Source organism: Streptomyces sp. (assembly GCF_019510245.1).
GTDB lineage: Bacteria > Actinomycetota > Actinomycetes > Streptomycetales > Streptomycetaceae > Streptomyces.
The window spans coordinates 33,934-55,106 of the sequence record NZ_JAEKKT010000151.1; the positions used below are offsets into that span (position 1 = coordinate 33,934).

The following is a 21,173-nucleotide window of genomic DNA, read 5'->3' on the forward strand; positions in this document are numbered from 1 at the left end:
CCCGGCCCCGGGGCAGGGTCCAAGACCTGTTCCGTACCCGGCGATGCCCGTCCGGTCATGACCGCAGCTCAGCGCCGCGGGAGCCAGGACGCCGGGAGTAGAGTCGAGGGGTGCCCGATTCCTTCGTACCGCCGGTGGACCTGGAGCTGCGCCTGGTGCGCTACTTCACCGTGGTCGCCGAGGAGCTGCACTTCGGCCGTGCGGCCGACGCGTTGCATCTCGCGCAGCCGTCGCTGAGCCGTCAGATCCGGCGCCTGGAGCGGGAGCTGGGCGTCCGGCTGCTCGACCGCACCCCGCGCGGCACCCGGCTCACCGAAGCCGGGGAGATCTTCCTCCCGCAGGCCAGGGAGCTGCTGCGGACCGCCGCCCGGGCCGCCGCCAGCGCCCGCTCGGCCGCCGCGCACGGCCCGTTCACCGTCGGGTACACCACCCATCAGATCGTGACCCCGGCGGTACGCGAAGTGCGCCACCGCCACCCGCAGGCCGACGTCCGCACCCTGCACGTGGACTGGAACGAGCCGCGTGCCGCGCTGCTGGACCACCGGGTCGACGTGGTGGTGACCCGGTTCCTGTTCGCCGCCGACGGCCTGGACATCACGGTCCTCTACGACGAGCCGCGCGTTCTCCTGGTGCCGCTCGGTCACCGGCTGGCCGGACGGGAGTCGGTCACCCTGGCCGACTTCGCCGACGAGCCGCTCCCCCGCTTCACCGGCGCCGACCGGATCGGCGCGAATCCCCCCGGCCACACCAACCTGGGCGCTCTGGTGGAGACGCTGGAGGACAAGCTGGAGCTGGTGGCGAGCGGTGAGGTGGTGTCCCTGGCGCCGGCCGGGTTCGGTGGCAGCCTGCGACCCGACATCGTCGCCGTCCCGGTCGAGGACGCGGCCCCCCTCCAGGTGGTCCTCGCCACCCGGGCCGGGGGCCGGCATCCTCTGTTCCCGGCGTTCCGCCGCGCGGCGCAGACCCATCTGATCCCCTCCGGCGCCACCACCGGGAGCGGGCGGCCGCACGCGGGGGCCGGGGCCGCTCGTTGAGCGGAGCGGGGAGAGTCAGTCACAGAGCGCGACCTCGGCAACGTCCCGCACGGGGTGGCCCGGGCGCTGCGCGAGGGAACCAGTGCCGGCGCGGATCATCGTGCGGGACTCGGTCCGATCGGAGTCCCGCACGCGGGGATGCGCACGCACCGGACCGTCAGGGCAGGTCCGCGCCCGTGCCCGTGCCCGTGTCCGCCGAGTCGTCGCCCCGCACCACGCAGAGCGCCCAGATGATGAATCCGGACAGCGCGATCATCACGACGGACCAGACCGGGTAGTACGGCAGGGACAGGAAGTTGGCGATGATCACCAGCGCGGCGATGGCCACCCCGGCGCCGCGTGCCCACGCGGCCGGCTGGAAGAGGCCGATGCTGACGACCACGGCGATCACGCCCAGGACGAGGTGGATCCAGCCCCAGCTGGTGAGGTCGAACTTGAACACGTAGTTCGGGGTCGTGACGAAGACGTCGTCCTGGGCGATCGCCATGATGCCCCGGAACACCGCGAGCAGTCCGGCGATCAGGAGCATGACGGCGGCGAAGGCGGTCAGGCCTCCGGCCCACGCCATCTTGGCGGTGTGCTGGCGCGGGTGGTGCGCGGGATGTGTGGCGGTCATACGGCTGCCTCGATTCGTTCTCGGTGGGGGTGCTCAGCGCCCGTGGGCGGTGGGCACCGAGCCGGAGCCGGTGCGCTCGGCCGGCGGGTAGTCGCTCAGGACCAGTGCCTTGGCCTTGCGGAACTCCTCGTCCGAGATGTCACCGCGGGACTTCATCTCGGAGAGCCTGGCCAGTTCGTCGACGCTGCTGGTCTGGGCGGGGCCGCCCTTGGCGGTCTGCCGGATGTACGACTCGAACGCCTTCTGCTGGTCGCGGGCCTGGGCGATCTCGCGCTGCCCCATGCCCTTGCCGCGGGCGATCACGTAGACGAGAACGCCCAGGAAGGGGACCACGATGCACAGGGCCAGCCAGCCGGCCTTGGCCCAGCCGCCCATCGAGTCGTCGCGGAAGATGTCCACGATGACCCGGAACAGCAGGACGAGCCACATGATCCACAGGAAGAGCCACAACATCGTCCAGAAGGCGCTCAGCAGCGGATAGTCGTATGCGAGGTAGGTGTGCGCGCTCATGTACGTCCTCCGTCCACGGCGCCGGCCGGTCGGCCGGGCCCTGCCGTCCCAGCGTGCCCGCGGGGACGCCGGGGTTCCTCACCCGGTGCGGGTGATCGTGCTCCGTATCCGGGAAGGCGGCCCTCCTCACTCCGGCAGCCGGCGCATCTCCACGACCCGCAGCCCCAGGGACAGGCAGCGGTTCAGCAGGCCGTACAGGTGCGCCTCGTCGACGACGGGACCGAACAGGACCGTCTCGCCGGAGATCGTCACGTGTTCCATCTCCGGGAAGGCCCGGGTCAGCGTCTCCGACATGGTCCCTTCGACGCGGATCTCGTAGCGCATGAGCCGTCTCCCGCCGCGGGTCTGCTGCGGTCTGTCCGTCCCGTGATCCTGCCCCCGCGTCCGCCCGCCGGCCTCACCCGGCGCAGGTGAACCGGGCCGCGGCGGCCGGCAGCGGTCACAGCAGACCGCGCTCGCGTGCCCGGCGCACCGCATCGCCGCGCCGGCCCACGCCGAGTTTCCGGTAGATGCTCTTGAGGTGCGTCTTCACCGTGTTCACGGAGACGTACAGGTCGGCGGCGATCTCCTGCGTGGACATCATCTGCGCCAGCCGCCCGAGCACCTCGCGCTCGCGTCCGCTCAGCTCCTCGACGAGCAGCGGCGCAGGACCGGTGCCGGGGCCGTCGCCGTAGAGCCAGCAGGCGGCCAGTCCGTGCAGCGGCGGGCTGTCCAGGAGGCGGCGGATCTCCGGCCCGGCGTCGAGGAACGGGCGGCGCAGCCGGTCCCGGCGGGCCTCCAGGAGGGCCCTGGCGAGCAGCTTGCGGGCGGCGTCGCCGTCCCCCGCGCCGACCGCCGCGCGGGCCCGGACCAGGGTGGCCCGGACCGTGACGCCGGGACCGGTCTCGCCGTCCGCGCACAGCCGGTCGGCCGTCTCCAGGGCTTCCTCGCGGTGACCCGCGGCGAGCCGCGCCCACGCGACCTCCGCGGCGCACAGCGGACCGAGCGGGCCGTCGATCCCGTCCAGCACCTCGACGGCGGTGGCGGGACGGCCCTCGGCGAGCAGGACGGCCGCGGCGGCCAGCGCCGCGTTCGCCCGCGACCAGGGCGAGGCCGCGTGCGTGCGGACGGCCGCATCGGCCGCGTGCGCGGCGCCGGCCGGGTCGCCGAGGGCGAGCCGCAGCCGGCCCGTCACCAGGGCGCGGCCGGCCTCGGTCACCGGGTCGGGCGCGCCGGAGCCGGGGCCGGACTCGGCGGCCTCGGCCAGCAGGGCCCGGGCCCGCTCCAGCTCGTCGCGGTCGACGGCCACGGCGGCCAGCACCAGCTGGCCGAGCCCGGCGCCGGGGAACGGGCGTCCACCGCCGTTCCGGGTCGCGTCGGCCGCGGCCAGGGCCCGGCTCTCCGCGCGGTCGAGCCGGCCGTCGAAGTAGTCGATCAGCGCCAGGTGGCCGAGGCAGTCCTCCCGGGGCAGTTCGGTCAGGGCGTCACCGGGCAGTTCGGCCACCTCGGTCAGGGCGGCGCGCGCCGCGTCGAACCGCCCGGCCCAGACGCGGGCCGAGCCCAGGTGGGTGAGGAGGAGGGCGGTGATCTCCGGGTGCTTGGCGAGCAGGCGGGCGGGCACCTCGTGGCGCAGCCGGGCGGCCGCGGCCATCGCCTGCTCGGCGCGGCCCGGGGAACCGGTCAGCCGGGCCGCCAGAACCTCCAGGAGCGCGCAGCTCAGCCGGGCCGCGGCGGTCGTCGTACCGGTGGCCGGGCGCTCCTCGGCGCGGCCGAGGTGGGCCAGCCCGTGGTCGACGTCGTGCTCGGCCAGCTCGCGGGCCGCCCGCACCAGGTCCACGGCGGCGCCGCAGGCCTCCGGGCCCATCGCGGCGAACAGCCCGGTGAGGTCGTCGCACGGACCGGCGAGGAACCGGCCGAGCGCCAGGTCGTCGACGAGAGCGCCCGCCGTGCACTCCCAGTCGCCCGCCGCCGCGCCGTGGGCCAGCGCCTCGGGGAGGGCGCCGTGGGCCCGCAGCCACCATGCGGCGCGCCGGTGCAGTTCGGGTACGAGTGCCGGGGAGCGCGCCCGCAGGTGGACCCGGAGGATCTCCCCGAACAGCGGATGCAGCCGGTACCAGGAGTGTCCGAGGTCCTCGACGAAGGCGTTCTGCCGGCACAGCCCGGCCAGCAGCGGACCGGCGCCGGGGCGGCCGGTCAGCGCCTCCGCGAGTTCGGGCCCGAACCGGTCCAGGACGCTGATCCGCAGCAGCAGGTCCTGCGTCTCGGGCGGCTGCCGTCCGACCACCTCGGCGAGGAGGAAGTCGGCGATGGTGCTGTGGCCGGCCTCGAACTCCTTGAGGTACGTCTGCGGATCGGCGCTCTGCTGGGCGGCCAGGGCGCTCAGCCGCAGTCCGGCCGCCCAGCCCCGGGTGCGCTCCACCAGGGCGCGCGCGGCGTCGGCGGGCAGCCGCAGCCCGTGCCGGGCCAGCAGGTCGGCCGCCTCCTCGGGGGTGAAGGCCAGCTCGTCGTTCCTGATCTCGGTCATGGCCGCCGCCGCCCGGTAGCGGTGCAGGGGAAGCAGGGGCTCGGTGCGGGTGACGAGGATCAGCCGCAGTCCCCGGCCCGCGTGGTGCAGGACGAACTCCAGTTGCTCGGCGGTCTCCGGGGCGGTCAGCCGGTCGAACTCGTCCAGGACGAGGATCGCCGGCCGGTCGCGCCCGTTCAGCTCGTCGGCGAGGCGGGCCAGCAGCCGGTGGTCCACCCGGTGGAGGCCTCCGGGAGAGCCGCCGGTCCCGGCGGGCAACGGTGTTCCGGCGGTCTGCAGGGCGTGCAGCGCGTAGGCCCAGAACATGCCGGGTGCCTGGTCGGCCGCCTCGTGGGTGAGCCAGGCGACCGGTTGTCCGAGCCGGGCCGCCCAGTCGGCGACGAGGAGTGTCTTGCCGGCGCCGGCCGCCCCGTTGACCATGGTCAGCGGGGTGTCGAAGGCCTGGTCGAGGTGCGCGGTCAGCCTGGGTCTGCGGACGAAGACGGCGGGTCTGGCCGGCACCGCGAACCGGGTGCGCAGAAACGGCTCACCGAGGGGATCGGCGTATCCGAGGGCCGGTCCCCGTGCGCTGTCGTCCCTCGCGGCCACAGAGATCACCTCCCGTGTCCGGTCGGCCGTGGCCGGCGCTCCGCACGATCAGGATCCCAGGGTTGCCGCCGCCGCGCAGGCCGTCAGGACGCCGGTGCTCCCGGGTCCCGGCGGGGCGGCGGGCTGCCGAGGCGGGTGGCGAGGAACGGCTCCTGGGCGATGACCGCGCCGGTGCAGACGCTGACGGTGGCGACCAGGCAGACCACGATCAGCCAGGACAGCAGCACGAACACCGAGCCCACGGGGCCGTACTCGCCCACGGTGCGCTCGAGCGTCAGCGGCATGTACAGCTGGGCCGTGGCGGCCAGGGCGGTGAGGGCGGCAGCCGTGATCAGGGCGCCGGGCAGCAGGGGTCGCCAGCTGATCCGGCCGCCGAGGAGCAGGTGCTGGGTCCACCACCACAGGCCGGTCTGGCAGACGAGGGTGACGGGGACGCCCAGCCAGAGGCCGAGGCCGAAGCCGTTGTGCAGGGTGCCTTCCAGGAGCAGGGCGCCGATCCACAGGGCGAGCCAGGCCACCCAGCGCCAGGGCGCGATCCGGGTGCCGCCCCGGGGGAGCTGCCAGGCGCGCTTGCACAGCCGTTGCACGGCCCGGCTGACGGCGGTGGCCGAGATCAGCACCATGAGGACGCCGACCACGCCGGTGGTCTGCCGCAGGTCCTCGTTCGGGGGCTGCATCAGCTGCCGCATCCCGGTGTCGACCGGGCCGGACAGTCCGAACGCCGAGCGCAGCGAGTGCAGCAGCTGGTCCCGGACGACCGGTGGGGCGTACGCGGCGAAGACGAAGAGCAGCGGAACGGCGGTCAGGAAGCACTGGGCGGCCAGGCGGGTGGCGGTGTCGAAGATGTTCACGGAGACCAAGCGGTCGGCGAGGTGCGTGACGACCGGGAAGCGGGTCTCCGCCCGCCGGTGCGCGGCCTTCGCGGCGCCGACCAGGTGTACGGTCCGCTCGCGCCACCGGGACACACCGAACCGGGGCCCGGTGTGCGGCCTCCGCCCGGTGGTCGGCATCGCCTGCTCCTTTCCCTGCCGTCCAGGGTGCGGGGCGGGCGGTGCGACGGCACCCCGTGCCGTGCCGTCAGTGCAGGTGCCGGGCGAAGGCCTCGTAGGCCCGCTCGTCGAAGAGCACGAACCGCACCTCCTCGACGGCCGTGTCCGCCTCCCGGACCGTGGCGACGGCGATCCGGGCGCCGTCGTCCATCGGCCAGCCGTAGATCCCGGTGGAGACGGCGGGGAAGGCGACCGTGCGGGCGCCGAGTTCGTCGGCGCGCCTGAGGGACTCGCGGTAGCAGGAGGCGAGCAGGCCGGAGCGGTCCTCGCTCGTGGAGTGCACGGGGCCGACGGTGTGGATGACCCACCGGGCGTCGAGGTCGCCGGCCGTGGTGGCGACGGCCTGGCCGGTGGGCAGGCCCTTGCCGTACTTCGAGGCACGCAGCTTGCGGCACTCCGCCAGGATGTCGGGGCCGCCGCGACGGTGGATGGCGCCGTCGACGCCTCCGCCGCCGAGCAGGGAGGAGTTGGCCGCGTTGACGATCGCGTCGACGCTCTGCCGGGTGATGTCGCCCTGGACGAGGGTGATACGGGTCATGACTGCCGCAACCTCCTCCACACGGCCTTCGCCGCGTTGTGCCCCGACATGCCGTGCACGCCCGGTCCCGGCGGGGTGGCCGAGGAGCAGATGAAGACGGCGGAGTGCGGGGTGCTGTAGGGGAAGAGGGAGAGCTTGGGGCGCAGCATGACCTGCAGGCCGGAGACCGCGCCGGTGCCGATGTCGCCGCCGACGTAGTTGGCGTTGCGGGCGGCGAGTTCGGCGGGGCCGGCGGTGGCGCGGGCCAGCACGCGGTCGCGGAACCCCGGGGCGAAGCGCTCCAGTTGACGCTCCATCACCTCGGTGAGGTCGCCGGTCCAGCCGCTCGGCACGTGGGCGTACGCCCAGAAGACGTGCTTGCCCTCGGGGGCACGGCCCGGGTCCACCACACTGGGCTGCACGGTGATCATGAACGGCCGGTCGGGGGCACGGCCCTCGCGGGCGGCGGCGCGCAGGGCGGTGCCGATCTCCGTGCTGTCCGCGCCGATCTGCACGGTCCCGGCGCGGCGGGCCTCCGGTGCCGTCCACGGGACCGGGCCGTCCAGCGCGTAGTCGATCTTGAAGACGCCCGGGCCGTACCGGTAGTCCTGGTAGTAGTTGCCGAGGCCGGCGATGCGGGCGAGCGCGGTGGGCGAGGTGTCGAAGATGTACGACCGTGCGGGCGGCAGGTCGTCGAGGCGCTTGACCTCGTAGTCGGTGTGGATCGCGCCGCCGAGGTCCGTCAGGTACCCGGCGAGGGCGTCGGAGATGGCCTGGGAGCCACCGGCGGCCACCGGCCAGCCGCGGGCGTGCGCGGCGAGCGCGAAGACCAGGCCGACGGCGCCGGTGGCGAAGCCGCTCAGCGGGGCCATGACGTGGGCGACGAGTCCGGCGAAGAGGGTGCGGGCCCGCTCGTCGCGGAAGCGGCGCAGCAGCAGGGCGGCGGGCGGCAGTCCGGCCAGGCCGAACCGGGCGAGGGTGACCGGGTCGCGGGGCAGCGCGGTCAGCGGCAGGGACATGAAGTCCCGGGCCAGGGTGTCCCACTTGGGCAGGAACGGCTCGACCAGCCTGCGGTAGGTGCCCGCGTCCCGGGGGCCGAAGGAGGCCGCGGTCTCGGCGACGGAGCGGGCCAGCACGGCCGCGCGGCCGTCGGGGAAGGGGTGCGCCATCGGCAGGTCCGCGTGCAGCCACGTGAGGCCGTAGCGCTCCAGGGGCAGGGCGCGGAACGCGGGCGAGTTGATGGCGAGCGGGTGGGCCGCGGAGCACGGGTCGTGCCGGAAGCCGGGGAGGGTCAGCTCCTCGGTGCGGGCGCCGCCGCCCACGGTGTCCCGCGCCTCGAAGAGCGCCACGGAGAAACCGCGCCGGGCCAGCTCCACGGCGGCCGTCAGGCCGTTCGGCCCCGCCCCCACCACCACCGCATCGAGCATCGACGGCACCTTCGGACCCCTTCGTCAGCCGATGGCCACTCGGGTTCAGGATATGCCGGGGGACTGACACTCCCCTCGCTCGGGTTACCAGTGCGGGTTCAGCAGCAGGTCCACGACCCGGTGGACGGTGCCGGCGTCGCGGGCGGCGGTGAACGGCAGGGCGTTGTCGCCGGTGATCCGGAACGGCTCGCCGGCGAGCGTGCGGTGGGCGCCGCCCGCCTCCTCGACCAGCAGCAGCCCGGCCGCGTGGTCCCAGGCGGCCTCCCAGGAGAACGCGGTCGCGTCCAACTCGCCGCGGGCGACGGCGAGATACTCCAGGCCCGCGGAGCCGCAGGCGCGCGGCGCGACGCCGTCGGTCCACACGGCGAACAGCGCCCGCTTCTGCGCGTCGGTCGTGTAGTCCGGGTGGGAGGTGGCGATCCGCAGGTCCCGGCCGGGCTCGGGCGCACCGGCGAACAGCCGCTCGCCGTCGAGGAAGGCGCCCTTGCCCCGTGCCGCGGTGGCGAGTTGCTCGCGGGCCGGGGCGAAGATCCAGGAGGCGAGCAGGACACCCCGGTGGGCGAGCGCGACCATGGTGCAGAAGCCGTCCTCGCCGCGCACGAACTGCCGGGTGCCGTCGACCGGGTCGACGATCCACACCGGCTTGTCGCCCTGGAGCGCCTCGTAGGTCTCCGGGTCGGCGTGCACCGCCTCCTCGCCGACCACGAGGGAGCCGGGCAGCAGCGCGGCGAGCTCCCCGGTGAGGTACCGCTCGGCGAGCCGGTCGGCGTCGGTCACCAGGTCGTGCGGGCCGCTCTTCTGGTCGACCTCGTGGTCGGCGAGCCGGCGCCAGCGGGGCAGGATCTCGGTCCGGGCGGCCTTGCGGATGGCGTCCTCGACGTCACCGCCGTGCTGGAGGAGAAACTCGTCGATGGTCTCCGTTGCTTCGATCATGCCTCCATGAGAGCACGCGCCGCTGACAACAGTCCCCACGGGTCGGATGTACGGCACATGGAATACGGACGAACAGGCGGTGCCGACGGCGGGCGGCCCGTCGGCGGACGTACCAGGTCAGCGGGGAGGCGTCAGCGACCCACCGCGTAGCCCTGCATCCCGCGCGGGTTGGCCGCCGCCGAGAGCACCCCGGTCTCCGGGTCCCTGGCCACCGCGCACAGCCGTCCCTCCGACCAGCCCGGCCCGACCGTCACGTCGTGGCCGCGCCGCCGCAGCTCCGCCACGACCTCCGGGTCCGTGCGGGACTCGACGGTGACGCTCCCGGGGCGCCGGGCGCGCGGGTAGAAGGAGCTGGGGAAGCTGTCGTTGTGCCAGTTCGGGGCGTCGATCGCGCCCTGGAGGTCCGGGCCGCCGCGGACCTCGCCGCGCAGCGCGACGGCGAGGAAGAAGTGCAGCTGCCACTGGTCCTGCTGGTCGCCGCCGGGCGTGCCGAAGGCCAGCACCGGCACGCCGTCGCGCAGGGCGATCGACGGGGTGAGGGTGGTGCGCGGGCGCCGGCCGGGGGTGAGGGAGTTGGGCAGGCCCTCCTCCAGCCAGGCCATCTGGAGCCGGGTGCCGAGCGGGAAGCCCAGCTCGGGTACGACGGGGTTGGACTGCAGCCAGCCGCCGCTGGGCGTGGCCGCGACCATGTTGCCCCAGCGGTCGACGACGTCCAGGTGGCAGGTGTCGCCCCGGGTACGGCCGTCGTCCGCGACCTGGGGGTCGCCGGGTACCTGCGCGACCGTCGGCTCACCGGCGCCCATCGGGTCGAAGGCGGTGTCCTTCCCGGTCTCCACGCGCGCGTACCCGGGGAGCCGGGGCAGGCGCCCGCCGGGGCTGCCCGGCCGCAGCTCGTCGGAGGCCTTGGCGCCGATCAGCTCCCGCCGCCCCGCGTTGTAGGCGTCCGAGAGCAGCTCGGCCAGCGGCACCTCGGCCGCGTCCCCGTACCAGGCCTCGCGGTCGGCCATGGCGAGCTTGCAGCCCTCGACGAGCAGGTGGACGTAGTCGGCGGAGCCGTGGGCGGGCAGCTCGGGCGGCAGCAGGGCGAGCTGCTGGAGCAGGGCCGGCCCCTGGCTCCACGGGCCCGCCTTGCAGACGGTCCAGCCGTTCCAGTCGTAGGAGACCGGGCTCTCGTAGCCCGCGGACCAGCCGGCCAGGTCGGCGGCGGTGAGGGTGCCGGTGTGCCGGGTGCCGCTGGTGTCCATGGTGGGGTGGGCGGCCTGCCGTACCAGCGCCTCGGCGATGAAGCCGGTGCGCCACACCTCGCGGGCCGCGTCGATCCGGGCCTCGCGGTCCCCGGCGCCCGCGGTCTCGGTGAGCAGCCGCTGCCAGGTGGCGGCGAGGGCGGGGTTGCGGAACAGCGCGCCGGGGCGGGGGGCCCGGCCGCCGGGCAGGTAGAGCTCCGCCGACGACGTCCACTCGGTCTCGAACAGCTGCCGGACGCTCTCCACCGTGGCGCCGACGTTCTCCACGGGCGGGTGCCCGTGCTCGGCGTAGCCGATGGCGTACGCCAGGACCTCGTCCAGCGGCTTGGTGCCGTGGTCGCGCAGCAGGAGGAGCCAGGCGTCGAAGGCGCCGGGGACGGCCGCGGCCAGCGGGCCGGTGCCGGGTACCAGGTCCAGGCCGAGACCGCGGTAGTGGGCGACGGTGGCACCGGCCGGGGCCACGCCCTGACCGCACAGCACCCGCACCTCGCCGCCGGCCGGGGCGAGCAGGATCGGCACCTCGCCGGCCGGTCCGTTCAGGTGCGGCTCGACCACGTGCAGGACGAAGGCGCCGGCGACGGCGGCGTCGTACGCGTTGCCGCCGCTCTCCAGGACCGCCATCGCCGACTGGGAGGCCAGCCAGTGCGTGGACGACACCATGCCGAAGGTGCCCTGGAGGGTGGGACGGGTGGTGAACTGCATCTGTCACCTCGCTGTGCGCACGGCCGGGCCAGGTGTCTGGCGGTTACATGCTTTCACGGCCGTGGCGGGGCGAACCCCCGTCGGGGGGCTCGCCTCTGCCCGTCACTTGTCCGAGTCGGGCTTGTTCGTCGCCGCCGCGTACGCCTGGGACGGGGTCATCGCGATCCCGTTGAGGCTGACCGTCTTGTACTGGCTGACCTTGGCGCAGGTCTTGGAGTCGTCGGCGGTCGAGGCGTTGGCGTTGGAGACGGCGGCCTTGGTGTCGCCGGAGCTCGCCGGGTAGGAGGTGCCGCTGGTCCAGTCGCTGCCGATCACCAGGGTGACGCCGGTGCCGCTGCCCGCCTTGACGTGCGAGCCGGGTATGTCGAGGGCCTTGGCGACGGTCTGCGCCTCGGCCTTGTCGCCGCTGCCGTAGGTCAGGGCGGTCGTGGTCGCGGAGCTGGGCGCGTTGGCCGTGCTGGTGCCGGTGCTGAAGCCCTGGGAAATCAGGGAGTTCGCGATGGCGGAGGCGCGGCCCGTGATGTCGGTGCCGTTCTCGACGGTCACGGCGATCTGGGAGGCCGGGACGGTCGCGGTGGGCGTCGGCTTCGCGGTCGCCGCGGCCGCCGACGACTTCTTGCCCGAACTGGTGGTCAGCGACTGGTCGTTGGCCATGGTGGCGAACAGGTCCTTGGCACCGGAGCCGACCACCACCCGGTTGCTGTTGTTCGGGTCGGGCGCGGTCTGCATGGTGGTGAACGTCATCCGCTTGGTGGAGACCTTGTTCACGTCGGCCGCCAGCGAGATCAGCTTCTTTACGCTGCCGAGGCCGTCGTCCACGGTCAGCGCCTTGGTGGCCGCGTCCGCGAGGCTGTAGACCGCGGCGGGGTCGGTGAGGGTGCCCGCGCTCTTGAACTTGCGGATCATCGCGCTGAGGAAGATGTGCTGCGAGACGGTGCGGCCGAGGTCGCTGCCGTCGCCGAAGCCGTGCCGGGAGCGGACGAACTCCAGCGCGGCCTCGCCCTTGAGGGTGTGGGTGCCCTTGGACAGCTTCAGGTGCGAGTAGGTGTCGTACACGTTGTTGTTGACGCACACGGAGACACCGCCGACCGCGTCGGACATCTTGACCACGCCGGAGAAGTCCAGCTTGACGAAGTGGTCGATGGGTATGCCGGTGAGCTGGTGGATGGTGGCGACCTGGCAGGACGGACCGTACTCGAGGGCGCTGTTGACCTGGCCGTAGTAGCCGGGAGTGGACTGTCCGCTGTTGCTGTCCTTGCAGGCGGGCACGTCGACCATGGTGTCACGGGGGATGCTCATGACCGTGGCGTTGGAGCGGTCGGCGGCTATGTGCACCACCATCTCCACGTCCGCGTTGCCGTAGCCGGTCTGGACGCCGGTCGTCTTGCAGCCGCCGCCGAGCTTGCAGTCGGTCTTGCTGGTCCGGGCGTCCGATCCGATCACCAGGATGTTGATCGGGGTCCGGCCGAACGCGTCGGCCTTCTCGGTGCCGCCCTTGCCGTCGAGGGAGACGCTGTTGATGTTGCCGTTGAGGTGCTGGTAGAACCACCAGCCGGCACCGGCCGTGACCAGCACCAGGACGGCCGTGCACAGCCCCAGGATCTTCAGGACCCGCTTGCCGCGGCCGGCCGTCTTCGCCCGCCGGGAGCCCCTGCCGCCGCGGCCCTTGGCCGCCTGCCGGGCGGCGGCCCGGCCACCGGTCGGCCGCGTCCCGTCAGGCAGCGCCCCACGCTGTCCGGGCACCCGGTCGGTGCGGCTGCGTGTGGCCTGGCTTCCCGGGCCGTCCCACGGGTCGGTCATCTTCCACTCCCATGAACGGTCGGGTCCGTCTGCGGGTACGGTCGGGCTTGTACGGCGGGATACGGGCAGCCGCGAGGTGGGCCCATTTGGGTTGCGTGATTGCGCAATCTAACAAACCCATAGCCCCGGCAGCACAAGCCCCACCCGAATTCACAGGTGAGGCATCTCATGAAACCTCCAGGACACACCTGCCGTCCGCCCTCGCGCCCCCGCCCCCGTCAGCCGGTCAGACACCCGCCTCGTACAACCGCCGCACCGGCACCGGGGCCTGGTGCGAGCGCGCGGCTAGCTGTCCGACGGTCACGCGTACGACGGTCACGATGTCCGGATCGTCCACGTAGTAGACCTGCCGCCGGCCCTCCCGCCGGGACCGCACCAGACCGGCCAGCCGAAGCTTGGCCAGGTGCTGGCTGACCGCCGGCAGGGCGCCGCCTACCCGGTCGGCGAGGCGCGTCACGTCGCTCTCGCCCTGGGACAGCGCCCACATGATGTGCAGCCGGGCCGGCGAGGCGAGCAGGCCGAACACCGCGGCCGCCTCCGTCAGCACCCCGTCGGAGGGGTCCGTGAAGCCATCGGTGCCCTCCGCCACAGCCGGCTCCCTCCCGTCACTGTCTCCGCACAGACGCCCACTCAGTGTAGGCGTACGGTCACCGCCCCCCGCACGGCCTCCCCGCGAAGTCCGCGACGTGTTCTCCGCATTGTCATGGGCGGGTGACAGATCATCGACGGCTCGACGTCAGGCGTATCCGACGGGCGTTCCCGTTCCTAGGCTTGCGCAACAACGCAACTCAGCGGAGCAGCGCCCCGCGGAGCTGCGGCATTCACGAAGCAGTACGCGCACTGGAGGACAACGAACGTGGGCATCATCGGCTGGGTCGTCCTGGGTCTCCTCGCCGGAGCCATCGCCAAGGTCCTGCTGCCCGGCCGCGACCCGGGTGGCCCGATCGGCACCACCCTCATCGGCATCGCGGGCGCCTTCGTGGGCGGCTGGCTCTCCGCACGCTTCCTCGACCGCCCGGTGGAGAAGCACTTCTTCGACCTCTACACCTGGGGCGCCGCGATCGCCGGTTCCCTGGTCCTCCTCGTCGGCTACCGGCTGCTGTTCGGCAACTCGCGCGACTGAGCGGCGCACGGGCGAGACGGTGACCCCGGTCACCCTCGCGGCCCGGATGCAGTCACGACATTCCGGATGTACAGGGACCCCGCACGCGCGACATTCCGGATGTACGGGGACGGCCCGCGGCCGCCGTCAACAGGGCGCCGTATCCGGCCCACAGGCAAGGCACGGATTCCACTACCGCCCCACAGGGACTCGTGTGAAACTGGCGTCCCGTCCGCAGTGTGGACTCCTCCGCACACCGTCCCCCAGCGAGAAGTGCGACTTGCGTTCTCTTCCACTGCCGCTCGCCCTCACCGCGCGCCTGACGCCGGTCGCCGTGCTCGCCTGTGCGGGCTGGGTGATGGCGTCGGGCCCGGACACGACGAAGTCCACGAGCGCCTCCGGTGACACCTCGGCCCAGCAGGCGGCCGGCCAGTCGGCGGGCGACTCCCCGTCGACGTCCTCCGCGGCCACCTCGGCCACCAAGACGTACGCCGCCTCCCCCGCCCCCTGCGGCAGCATCCCGGTGGCCACCGTCAAGTCGCTGGTGCCCGGTGCGAAGACGGCCGGCAAGGAGATCCCCTCCACCGACACCAAGCTGCGCCGCACCTGCTCGTGGAACGCGCTCAAGGGGTACGACTACCGCTGGCTCGACGTCTCCTACGAGATCATGGACACGGACGCGGCCGCGGCGAAGGAGTACAAGGACCGGGTCGCCGAGAAGAGCGGCGGCGGGGCGGTGCCGGGGCTCGGCGACAGCGGCTACTCGGTCGTGAACCTCACCACCGAGGACAAGCAGCAGACCCGCGAGGGCGTCGTGATGGCCCAGGTCTCCAACGCGCTGGTGGTCGTCACCTACAACGGCAGCGACTTCGAGTCCAAGAAGGCGCCGAGCACGGACGTGATCAACAAGGGCGCCATCCAGGCGGCGAAGGCCGCGGTGACCGCGCTGAAGGGCAGCCAGTAGCCGGCCTGGCCGCCCTTCGCACGCACTCCTCCTCCGGTCACGCCTCCTTGGGCCGCACCAGCAGGGTCAGCCCCAGGTACAGCACCAGGGAGGTGCCGAGCCCGACCGCCCAGCCGTAGTCGGCGAGCGAGGACAGGGCCGGGACGGGGCGGCCGTCGATCAGCGGTTTGAAGCTGGCGCCGCCGACCGCGAGGATGCCGCCGACGAGGAAGGCGACGACCGCCCGCCAGTTCCAGCCGCCGTCGTACCAGTAGCGGCCGCCCGTGCGGTACAGGTCGGTCAGGTCGAGCCGGGTGCGGCGCAGGATCCAGTAGTCGGCGACGAGGATGCCGGCGACCGTGCCGAGCAGGCCGCCGACCAGGCCGAGCCAGGTGAAGATGTAGCCCTGCGGGTCGGAGTAGAGCTTCCACGGGAAGATCAGCACCGCGAGGACCGAGGTGATCAGGGCGCCGGTACGGAAACTGATCTTCCGGGGCGCGATGTTGGAGAAGTCGAAGGCGGGCGAGACCAGGTTGGCCGCGATGTTCACGGAGAGCGTCGCGACGAGGACCGTGACCAGGGCGTAGAGCAGGCCGACCACGTTGTCCGTCTTGGCGGCCAGCTGCACCGGGTCCCAGATCGGCTGCCCGTACACGGCCTGCGAGCCGGAGGTCACCAGGACGGAGAGGAACGCGAAGAGCGTCATGGTGGTCGGCAGACCGAGCGCCTGCCCCCACGTCTGGGCCTTCTGGCTCTTCCCGTACCGGGTGAAGTCGGGGATGTTCAGCGACAGCGTCGACCAGAAGCCGATCATGCCCATCAGGGACGGCCAGAAGATCTTCCAGAAGCCGCCGCCCCAGCCGAGCTTGGAGGGCTGGTCGAAGAGCGGGCCGAGGCCGCCGGCCTTGTTGCTCATCCAGACCAGCATCACGACCGCGCCGACCAGGACGAAGGGCGCGGCCCAGTTCTCGAAGCGGCGGATCGTCTCCATGCCCCGGTAGATGATCGCGACCTGGAGCACCCAGAAGAGCGCGAACGACAGCCACATGGTCCAGGCGTAGCCGCCGATGTGCGAGGCGTTCGCCCAGCTGTCGCCGATCAGCTTGCCGGCCAGGAAGTAGATGGCCTCGCCGCCGATCCAGGTCTGGATGCCGAACCAGCCGCAGGCCACCAACGCCCGTACGACGGCGGGGAGGTTGGCACCGCGCACGCCGAAGGAGGCACGGGCGAAGACCGGGAAGGGGATGCCGTACTTGGGTCCGGCGTGCCCGGTGAGCAGCATCGGGACGAGGACGACGAGGTTGGCGAGGGCGATGGTGAACACGGCCTGTTTCCAGTCCATGCCGACCGCGATCAGCCCGGAGGCCAGGGTCCAGGAGGCCGTGTTGTGGGCCATGCCGACCCAGAGCGCGGAGAAGTTGTACGTGGTCCAGGTGCGCTTGGCGACGGGGACCGGCAGCAGGTCCTCGTTGGCGTACGGACCGCTCGGCGGCGGGGAGTCCGGGGTGAGCTCGACGCGCCCGTCGGGGAGGGCGACTTGACCGGACAGGGGTATGGCGGAGGGAGCGGTGTCGGTCATGGGCAGGCCAATCGGGGTGAGGTGGGACGGGAAAGGCCGTGCGGGCGGGGCGGGGGGGGGTACGCGTGTGGGGTGCGCCCTGACCCCCTTCCCGGGACGGCGGGAAGGGGGAGACCAACTGCCAGGAGGGGCTAGCCGTTGACGGCCGGGATGACCTTCGTCCCGTACGCGTCGATGGTGGCCTCCTGCGCGTCGTGCATGTCGTAGACGGCGAACTGGTCGACGCCCAGCTCGCGCAGGGCGTTCAGCTTCTCGATGTGCTTCTCGGCCGGGCCGATGACGCAGAAGCGGTCGACGATCTCGTCGGGCACGAACTCGGTGTCGGGGTTGCCGCTGCGTCCGTGGTGCGAGTAGTCGTAGCCCTGGCGGGCCTTGATGTAGTCGGTGAGTTCGTCGGGTACGGCGGCGGAGTGCTGGCCGTACTTGGCGACCAGGTCGGCCACGTGGTTGCCGACCATGCCGCCGAACCAGCGGCACTGGTCGCGGGCGTGGGCGAGGGCCTCGGGCGAGTCGTCCTCGGTGACGTAGGCGGGGGCGGCGACGCAGATCCGCACCTCGGACGGGTCGCGTCCGGCGGCCACGGCGGCGTCCTTCACCGCCTTGACCATGTACTCGGTGAGGTAGAGGTCGGAGAGCTGGAGGATGAAGCCGTCGGCCTCCTCCCCGGTCATCTTCAGGGCCTTCGGGCCGTACGCGGCCATCCAGACCGGGAGTTCGGCACCCGGCTTGATCCACGGGAACCGGACGACGGTACCGCCGAGGTCGGCCTCCTCACCCCGGCCGAGGGCGCGGATGACCTTCATGGCCTCGCTGATGCGGGCGAGGGTGTTGGGCTTGCGGCCGGCCACCCGCATCGCAGAGTCGCCGCGGCCGATGCCGCAGACCGTGCGGTTGCCGAACATGTCGTTGAGGGTGGCGAAGGTGGAGGCGGTGACCTCCCAGGTGCGGGTGCCCGGATTGGTGACCATCGGCCCCACCGTCAGTTTGCTGGTGTTGGCGAGGATCTGGCTGTAGATCACGAACGGCTCCTGCCAGAGCACGGCGGAGTCGAAGGTCCAGCCGTACCGGAAGCCGTTGCGTTCGGCCCGTTTCATCAGGCTGATGACCCGGGAGGCCGGCGGGTCGGTCTGCAGGACGAGTCCGAAGTCCATGGGCACGTCTCCTAGTTGAGGTACTGACAGGTGGAGCGCGGGGTGTAGACGCCGTGCCCGGCGTGTCCGGTGTACTCCCGCTCGGTGATCACGGGTACGCCGCGCGAGAGGACCGTCTCGACCCGGCCGGTGAGGCGCTTGCCCTCGTACGCCGAGTAGTCGACGTTCATGTGGTGGGTCTCGGCGGAGACGACCTGCTCGGCGTGCGGGTCGTAGATGACGACGTCGGCGTCGGCACCCGGGGTGATGGTGCCCTTCTTCGGATACATGCCGAACATCCGGGCCGGGGTGGCGCAGGCGATCTCGATCCACCGGCGGCGCGTGATGTGCCCGTCGACGACGGCCTGGTGGAGCAGGTCCATCCGGTTCTCGACACCGGGCAGGCCGTTGGGGATCTTCGAGAAGTCGCCGCGGCCGAGTTCCTTCTGGCCGACGAAGCAGAAGGGGCAGTGGTCGGTGGAGACGACCTGGAGGTCGTTGGTCCTCAGGCCCTGCCAGAGCTTGGCCTGGTGCTCCTTGGGGCGCAGGGGTGTCGAGCACACGTACTTCGAGCCCTCGAAGTCGGGTTCGGCGAGGTTGTCGGTGGAGAGGAAGAGGTACTGGGGGCAGGTCTCGCCGAAGACGGGGAGCCCCTCGTCGCGGGCGCGGGCCAGTTCGGCGACCGCCTCCATCGCGGAGACGTGCACGACGTAGAGCGGGGCGCCGGCCACCTGGGCGAGCCTGATGGCGCGGTGGGTGGCCTCGGCCTCGAGGAGGGCCTTGCGGACCTCGCCGTGGTAGCGGGGGTCCGTCTCGCCGCGGGCCAGCGCCTGTTCCACCAGCACGTCGATGGCGATGCCATTCTCGGCGTGCATCATGATCAGGCCGCCGTTCTCGGCGGAGCGCTGCATGGCGCGCAGGATCTGGCCGTCGTCGGAGTAGAAGACGCCCGGGTAGGCCATGAACTGCTTGAAGGAGGTCACGCCCTCCTCGACCAGCAGGTCCATCTCCTTGAGCGTCTCCTGGTTCACGTCGGAGACGATCATGTGGAAGCCGTAGTCGATGGCGCAGTTGCCCTCGGCCTTGGCGTGCCAGGCATCGAGGCCCTCGCGCAGGCTGTGCCCGACGCTCTGCACCGCGAAGTCGACGATGGTGGTCGTACCGCCCCAGGCCGCGGCCCGGGTGCCGGTCTCGAAGGTGTCGGAGGCGAAGGTGCCGCCGAACGGCAGTTCCATGTGGGTGTGGGCGTCGACGCCGCCCGGGATGACGTACTTGCCGGTGGCGTCGATGGTGTGCTCGGCGGTGAAGGCGTCGGCGGCGGGGGTGCCGGTCGCCGCGAGGGCGGCGATGCGGCCGTCCTCGATCAGGACGTCGGCGTGGATCTCGTCGGACGCGGTGATGACGAGTCCGCCGCGGATTACTGTCCGGCCGGTCATGGGGTCCTCTCCTTCGTGGTCACGTGCGGGTCCGACGTGGCTGGTCGCGCAGTTCCTCCCCCAGCCTTCGGCCGGGGGACCCCCAGCGCCCCTCAAGGGGCGCTGCAGCTACGGCGCGGTGATGGGGCCGTACGCGTCCGGGCGGCGGTCGCGGAAGAACTGCCAGCGGTCGCGGACCTCGCGAAGCTTGGCCAGGTCCAGGTCGCGGACGACGAGTTCGGTCTCCTTGTCGGAGGCGACCTCGCCGGCGAACTGGCCTTCCGGGTCCACGAAGTACGAGGTCCCGTAGAAGTCGTTGTCGCCCAGTTCCTCGACGCCGACCCGGTTGATCGCGCCGACGAAGTACTCGTTGGCGACGGCCGCCGCTGGCTGCTCCAGCTGCCACAGGTAGCGGGAGAGCCCGCGCGAGGTGGCCGACGGGTTGAAGACGATCTCGGCACCCGCGAGGCCCAGCGCCCGCCAGCCTTCGGGGAAGTGGCGGTCGTAGCAGATGTAGACGCCGATCTTCCCGACGGCCGTCTCGAAGACCGGCCAGCCGGCGTTCCCCGGACGGAAGTAGAACTTCTCCCAGAATCCCGGGACCTGGGGGATGTGGTGCTTGCGGTACTTGCCGAGGTACGAGCCGTCGGCGTCGATCACGGCGGCGGTGTTGTAGAGGACGCCGGGCTGCTCCTCCTCGTACACCGGCAGGATCAGGACGAGGCCCAGTTCGCGGGCGAGGGCCTGGAAGCGCTGGACGACCGGGCCGTCCGGGACCTGCTCGGCGTACTCGTAGAAGGCCTTGTCCTGGACCTGGCAGAAGTAGGGCCCGTAGAACAGCTCCTGGAAGCACAGGACCTGCGCGCCCTGCGCGGCCGCGTCGCGGGCGGCCTGCTCGTGGACCTGGATCATCGACTCCTTGTCGCCGGTCCAGGCGGTCTGGAAGAGGGCGGCACGAATCACTCGGCTCATCGGGACCTCCGGTCGCTCGGGCGTGTGTCGCTCGATGTGCGAGGAGCCTAGGAAGTCCGAAAGCGGGCTTCGATTGCCACCGTGTCACGTCTGCGGGCACCCGGCGTGGCACCGTGTCACGCTGCCTTCGGCCCATGTTTCACCGCCGTTTTCCCAGGTCGTCGCATGTTTCACTGCTGTTGCGCGTCGTGCGCGAGGAGTGCGATGTGCACGGAGGCCGCCTGCTCGAAGTCGTCCAGGTCGACGCCGAGCCGGGTCTGTATCGCCTCCAGGCGGCGGTACAGCGCGGGGCGGGAGACGTGGTGGAGCTGGGCGGTGCGGGACTTGTTGCGGCCGGTGGCGAGGTAGGTCCGCAGGACGCCGAGGAGGTCCTGGTCGGTGCCGTTCCCGCACAGCAGGCCGTCCAGCTCGCGCTCGGCGAAGGACTGGACGTGCGGGTCGTCCCGCAGCAGCCGGATCAGGCCACGCAGGTGGACGTCCCTGAGCCGTACGACGGGCGGCAGGTCGAGGGCGGCGGTGCTGTCGGCGACCGCGTCGGCGACGTGCTGAGCCTCGCGCAGGCCGACCGGCACGTCGTCCCAGAGGGGACGTGCGCCCGCGGCGGCGACCACCGCCCGGGGCCCCGCCGACTCACCGTGCAGCCGGGCGGCGAAGTGCGCGGCGAGGGCGTCGGCGTCCTGGTCGCGGGCGAGGCTGAGGAGGACGGCGGTGGTGCGCTCGGTGAGCTCGGCGACGAGTCCGGGCAGGCCCAGCAGGCGCAGGATCCGCTCCAGCTGGGCCGGCTCGGCGTCCCGTACGACGAGCGGGACGAAGCTCCGCCGGTTGACCGGGAGACCGGCCGCCCGGGCCCTGGGGAGCAGCTGGCGGGCCGGTACGACCCCGGAGACCAGGTCGGTCAGCAGGCTCTGGGCGGACTGCTCCTCCCAGGTGTGGGCGGAGCCGCCGCCGAGCATGCGGTGCAGGACGAGGGCCTCGGCGCCCCGGTCGGCCAGGAGCCGGCCGGTGGCGGTGTCGCCGCGGTAGCCGCAGAGCATGATCTGGCCCCAGCGCTCGCCCCGGCCGCCCAGTTCGGCACGGATCCAGCCGTCGGCCGCGCCGCCGCCGGCCTG

At 72.5% G+C, this 21,173-nt stretch carries 19 protein-coding genes; 3 read left to right on the plus strand and 16 right to left on the minus strand.

Annotated elements, in window-relative coordinates:
* Positions 1-110: 110 nt before the first annotated feature.
* Positions 111-1,034 carry a LysR family transcriptional regulator gene (locus JF597_RS27485; protein WP_294001379.1) on the plus strand — a complete coding sequence of 308 codons (924 nt, stop codon included), beginning with the start codon at positions 111-113 and terminating at the stop codon, positions 1,032-1,034.
* A gap of 157 nt (positions 1,035-1,191) precedes the next feature.
* Here JF597_RS27485 and JF597_RS27490 read toward each other — a convergent pair whose 3' ends face one another.
* The 11 genes from JF597_RS27490 to JF597_RS27540 form a co-directional block, all read right to left on the minus strand.
* The gene (locus tag JF597_RS27490; RefSeq protein ID WP_294001381.1) at positions 1,192-1,650 is read right to left on the minus strand and encodes a hypothetical protein; all 459 of its coding nucleotides are present in this window, start codon (positions 1,648-1,650) and stop codon (positions 1,192-1,194) included.
* A gap of 33 nt (positions 1,651-1,683) precedes the next feature.
* Positions 1,684-2,160, minus strand: coding sequence for an SHOCT domain-containing protein (locus tag JF597_RS27495; protein ID WP_294001384.1), 477 nt, complete (start codon positions 2,158-2,160; stop codon positions 1,684-1,686).
* Between the two features lie 126 nt (positions 2,161-2,286).
* Complete coding sequence (locus JF597_RS27500) at positions 2,287-2,484, minus strand: hypothetical protein (RefSeq protein WP_294001387.1); 198 nt, start codon at positions 2,482-2,484, stop codon at positions 2,287-2,289.
* Between the two features lie 115 nt (positions 2,485-2,599).
* Entirely contained in the window at positions 2,600-5,251 is a 2,652-nt protein-coding gene (locus tag JF597_RS27505; RefSeq protein WP_294001389.1) for a LuxR C-terminal-related transcriptional regulator, read from the minus strand.
* Between the two features lie 83 nt (positions 5,252-5,334).
* Positions 5,335-6,261 carry a YhjD/YihY/BrkB family envelope integrity protein gene (locus JF597_RS27510; protein ID WP_294001392.1) on the minus strand — a complete coding sequence of 309 codons (927 nt, stop codon included), beginning with the start codon at positions 6,259-6,261 and terminating at the stop codon, positions 5,335-5,337.
* A 67-nt stretch (positions 6,262-6,328) separates the two neighbouring features.
* Positions 6,329-6,838 carry an O-acetyl-ADP-ribose deacetylase gene (locus JF597_RS27515; RefSeq protein ID WP_294001395.1) on the minus strand — a complete coding sequence of 170 codons (510 nt, stop codon included), beginning with the start codon at positions 6,836-6,838 and terminating at the stop codon, positions 6,329-6,331.
* Positions 6,835-8,244 (minus strand): NAD(P)/FAD-dependent oxidoreductase, encoded by a 1,410-nt coding sequence (locus JF597_RS27520; RefSeq protein WP_294001398.1) that lies wholly within the window; start codon positions 8,242-8,244, stop codon positions 6,835-6,837. Before JF597_RS27520 ends, JF597_RS27515 begins: the two co-directional genes overlap by 4 nt.
* A gap of 84 nt (positions 8,245-8,328) precedes the next feature.
* Positions 8,329-9,177, minus strand: a complete 849-nt coding sequence (locus JF597_RS27525; protein ID WP_294001400.1) for an inositol monophosphatase family protein — start codon at positions 9,175-9,177, stop codon at positions 8,329-8,331.
* A 131-nt stretch (positions 9,178-9,308) separates the two neighbouring features.
* Positions 9,309-11,123: a gamma-glutamyltransferase gene (locus tag JF597_RS27530; RefSeq protein ID WP_294001403.1), complete on the minus strand. Its 1,815-nt coding sequence runs from the start codon at positions 11,121-11,123 to the stop codon at positions 9,309-9,311.
* 102 nt (positions 11,124-11,225) lie between these two features.
* A complete protein-coding gene (locus JF597_RS27535; protein WP_294001405.1) occupies positions 11,226-12,923 on the minus strand; it encodes an LCP family protein in 1,698 nt (565 codons plus the stop codon).
* Positions 12,924-13,149: 226 nt separating this feature from the next.
* Positions 13,150-13,512 carry a metalloregulator ArsR/SmtB family transcription factor gene (locus JF597_RS27540; RefSeq protein ID WP_294001407.1) on the minus strand — a complete coding sequence of 121 codons (363 nt, stop codon included), beginning with the start codon at positions 13,510-13,512 and terminating at the stop codon, positions 13,150-13,152.
* A 267-nt stretch (positions 13,513-13,779) separates the two neighbouring features.
* Between JF597_RS27540 and JF597_RS27545 the strand changes: the two genes are divergently transcribed.
* Positions 13,780-14,046, plus strand: a complete 267-nt coding sequence (locus tag JF597_RS27545; RefSeq protein WP_294001409.1) for a GlsB/YeaQ/YmgE family stress response membrane protein — start codon at positions 13,780-13,782, stop codon at positions 14,044-14,046.
* 259 nt (positions 14,047-14,305) lie between these two features.
* Complete coding sequence (locus JF597_RS27550) at positions 14,306-14,989, plus strand: hypothetical protein (protein WP_294001412.1); 684 nt, start codon at positions 14,306-14,308, stop codon at positions 14,987-14,989.
* Between the two features lie 37 nt (positions 14,990-15,026).
* Here JF597_RS27550 and JF597_RS27555 read toward each other — a convergent pair whose 3' ends face one another.
* The 5 genes from JF597_RS27555 to JF597_RS27575 all read right to left on the minus strand — a co-directional run.
* Entirely contained in the window at positions 15,027-16,547 is a 1,521-nt protein-coding gene (locus JF597_RS27555; RefSeq protein ID WP_294001415.1) for an NCS1 family nucleobase:cation symporter-1, read from the minus strand.
* Between the two features lie 131 nt (positions 16,548-16,678).
* Positions 16,679-17,698: a TIGR03842 family LLM class F420-dependent oxidoreductase gene (locus JF597_RS27560; RefSeq protein ID WP_294001417.1), complete on the minus strand. Its 1,020-nt coding sequence runs from the start codon at positions 17,696-17,698 to the stop codon at positions 16,679-16,681.
* An 11-nt stretch (positions 17,699-17,709) separates the two neighbouring features.
* Complete coding sequence (gene hydA / locus JF597_RS27565) at positions 17,710-19,113, minus strand: dihydropyrimidinase (protein ID WP_294001420.1); 1,404 nt, start codon at positions 19,111-19,113, stop codon at positions 17,710-17,712.
* A 108-nt stretch (positions 19,114-19,221) separates the two neighbouring features.
* Positions 19,222-20,064, minus strand: coding sequence for a nitrilase-related carbon-nitrogen hydrolase (locus JF597_RS27570; RefSeq protein ID WP_294001423.1), 843 nt, complete (start codon positions 20,062-20,064; stop codon positions 19,222-19,224).
* A gap of 170 nt (positions 20,065-20,234) precedes the next feature.
* Positions 20,235-21,173, minus strand: a 939-nt coding sequence (locus JF597_RS27575) for a CdaR family transcriptional regulator (protein ID WP_294001426.1), incomplete at its 5' end; no start/stop codon positions are given.

What these genes read in the sequence shown, in the direction of transcription:
- JF597_RS27495 (WP_294001384.1), bottom strand. Translation starts at nt 2,160, where the DNA reads ATGAGCGCGCACACCTACCTCGCATACGACTATCCGCTGCTGAGCGCC.
- JF597_RS27500 (WP_294001387.1), bottom strand. Translation starts at nt 2,484, where the DNA reads ATGCGCTACGAGATCCGCGTCGAAGGGACCATGTCGGAGACGCTGACC.
- JF597_RS27490 (WP_294001381.1), bottom strand. Translation starts at nt 1,650, where the DNA reads ATGACCGCCACACATCCCGCGCACCACCCGCGCCAGCACACCGCCAAG.
- JF597_RS27570 (WP_294001423.1), bottom strand. Translation starts at nt 20,064, where the DNA reads ATGAGCCGAGTGATTCGTGCCGCCCTCTTCCAGACCGCCTGGACCGGC.
- hydA (WP_294001420.1), bottom strand. Translation starts at nt 19,113, where the DNA reads ATGACCGGCCGGACAGTAATCCGCGGCGGACTCGTCATCACCGCGTCC.
- JF597_RS27510 (WP_294001392.1), bottom strand. Translation starts at nt 6,261, where the DNA reads ATGCCGACCACCGGGCGGAGGCCGCACACCGGGCCCCGGTTCGGTGTG.
- JF597_RS27535 (WP_294001405.1), bottom strand. Translation starts at nt 12,923, where the DNA reads ATGACCGACCCGTGGGACGGCCCGGGAAGCCAGGCCACACGCAGCCGC.
- JF597_RS27520 (WP_294001398.1), bottom strand. Translation starts at nt 8,244, where the DNA reads ATGCTCGATGCGGTGGTGGTGGGGGCGGGGCCGAACGGCCTGACGGCC.
- JF597_RS27515 (WP_294001395.1), bottom strand. Translation starts at nt 6,838, where the DNA reads ATGACCCGTATCACCCTCGTCCAGGGCGACATCACCCGGCAGAGCGTC.
- JF597_RS27530 (WP_294001403.1), bottom strand. Translation starts at nt 11,123, where the DNA reads ATGCAGTTCACCACCCGTCCCACCCTCCAGGGCACCTTCGGCATGGTG.
- JF597_RS27555 (WP_294001415.1), bottom strand. Translation starts at nt 16,547, where the DNA reads ATGACCGACACCGCTCCCTCCGCCATACCCCTGTCCGGTCAAGTCGCC.
- JF597_RS27525 (WP_294001400.1), bottom strand. Translation starts at nt 9,177, where the DNA reads ATGATCGAAGCAACGGAGACCATCGACGAGTTTCTCCTCCAGCACGGC.
- JF597_RS27560 (WP_294001417.1), bottom strand. Translation starts at nt 17,698, where the DNA reads ATGGACTTCGGACTCGTCCTGCAGACCGACCCGCCGGCCTCCCGGGTC.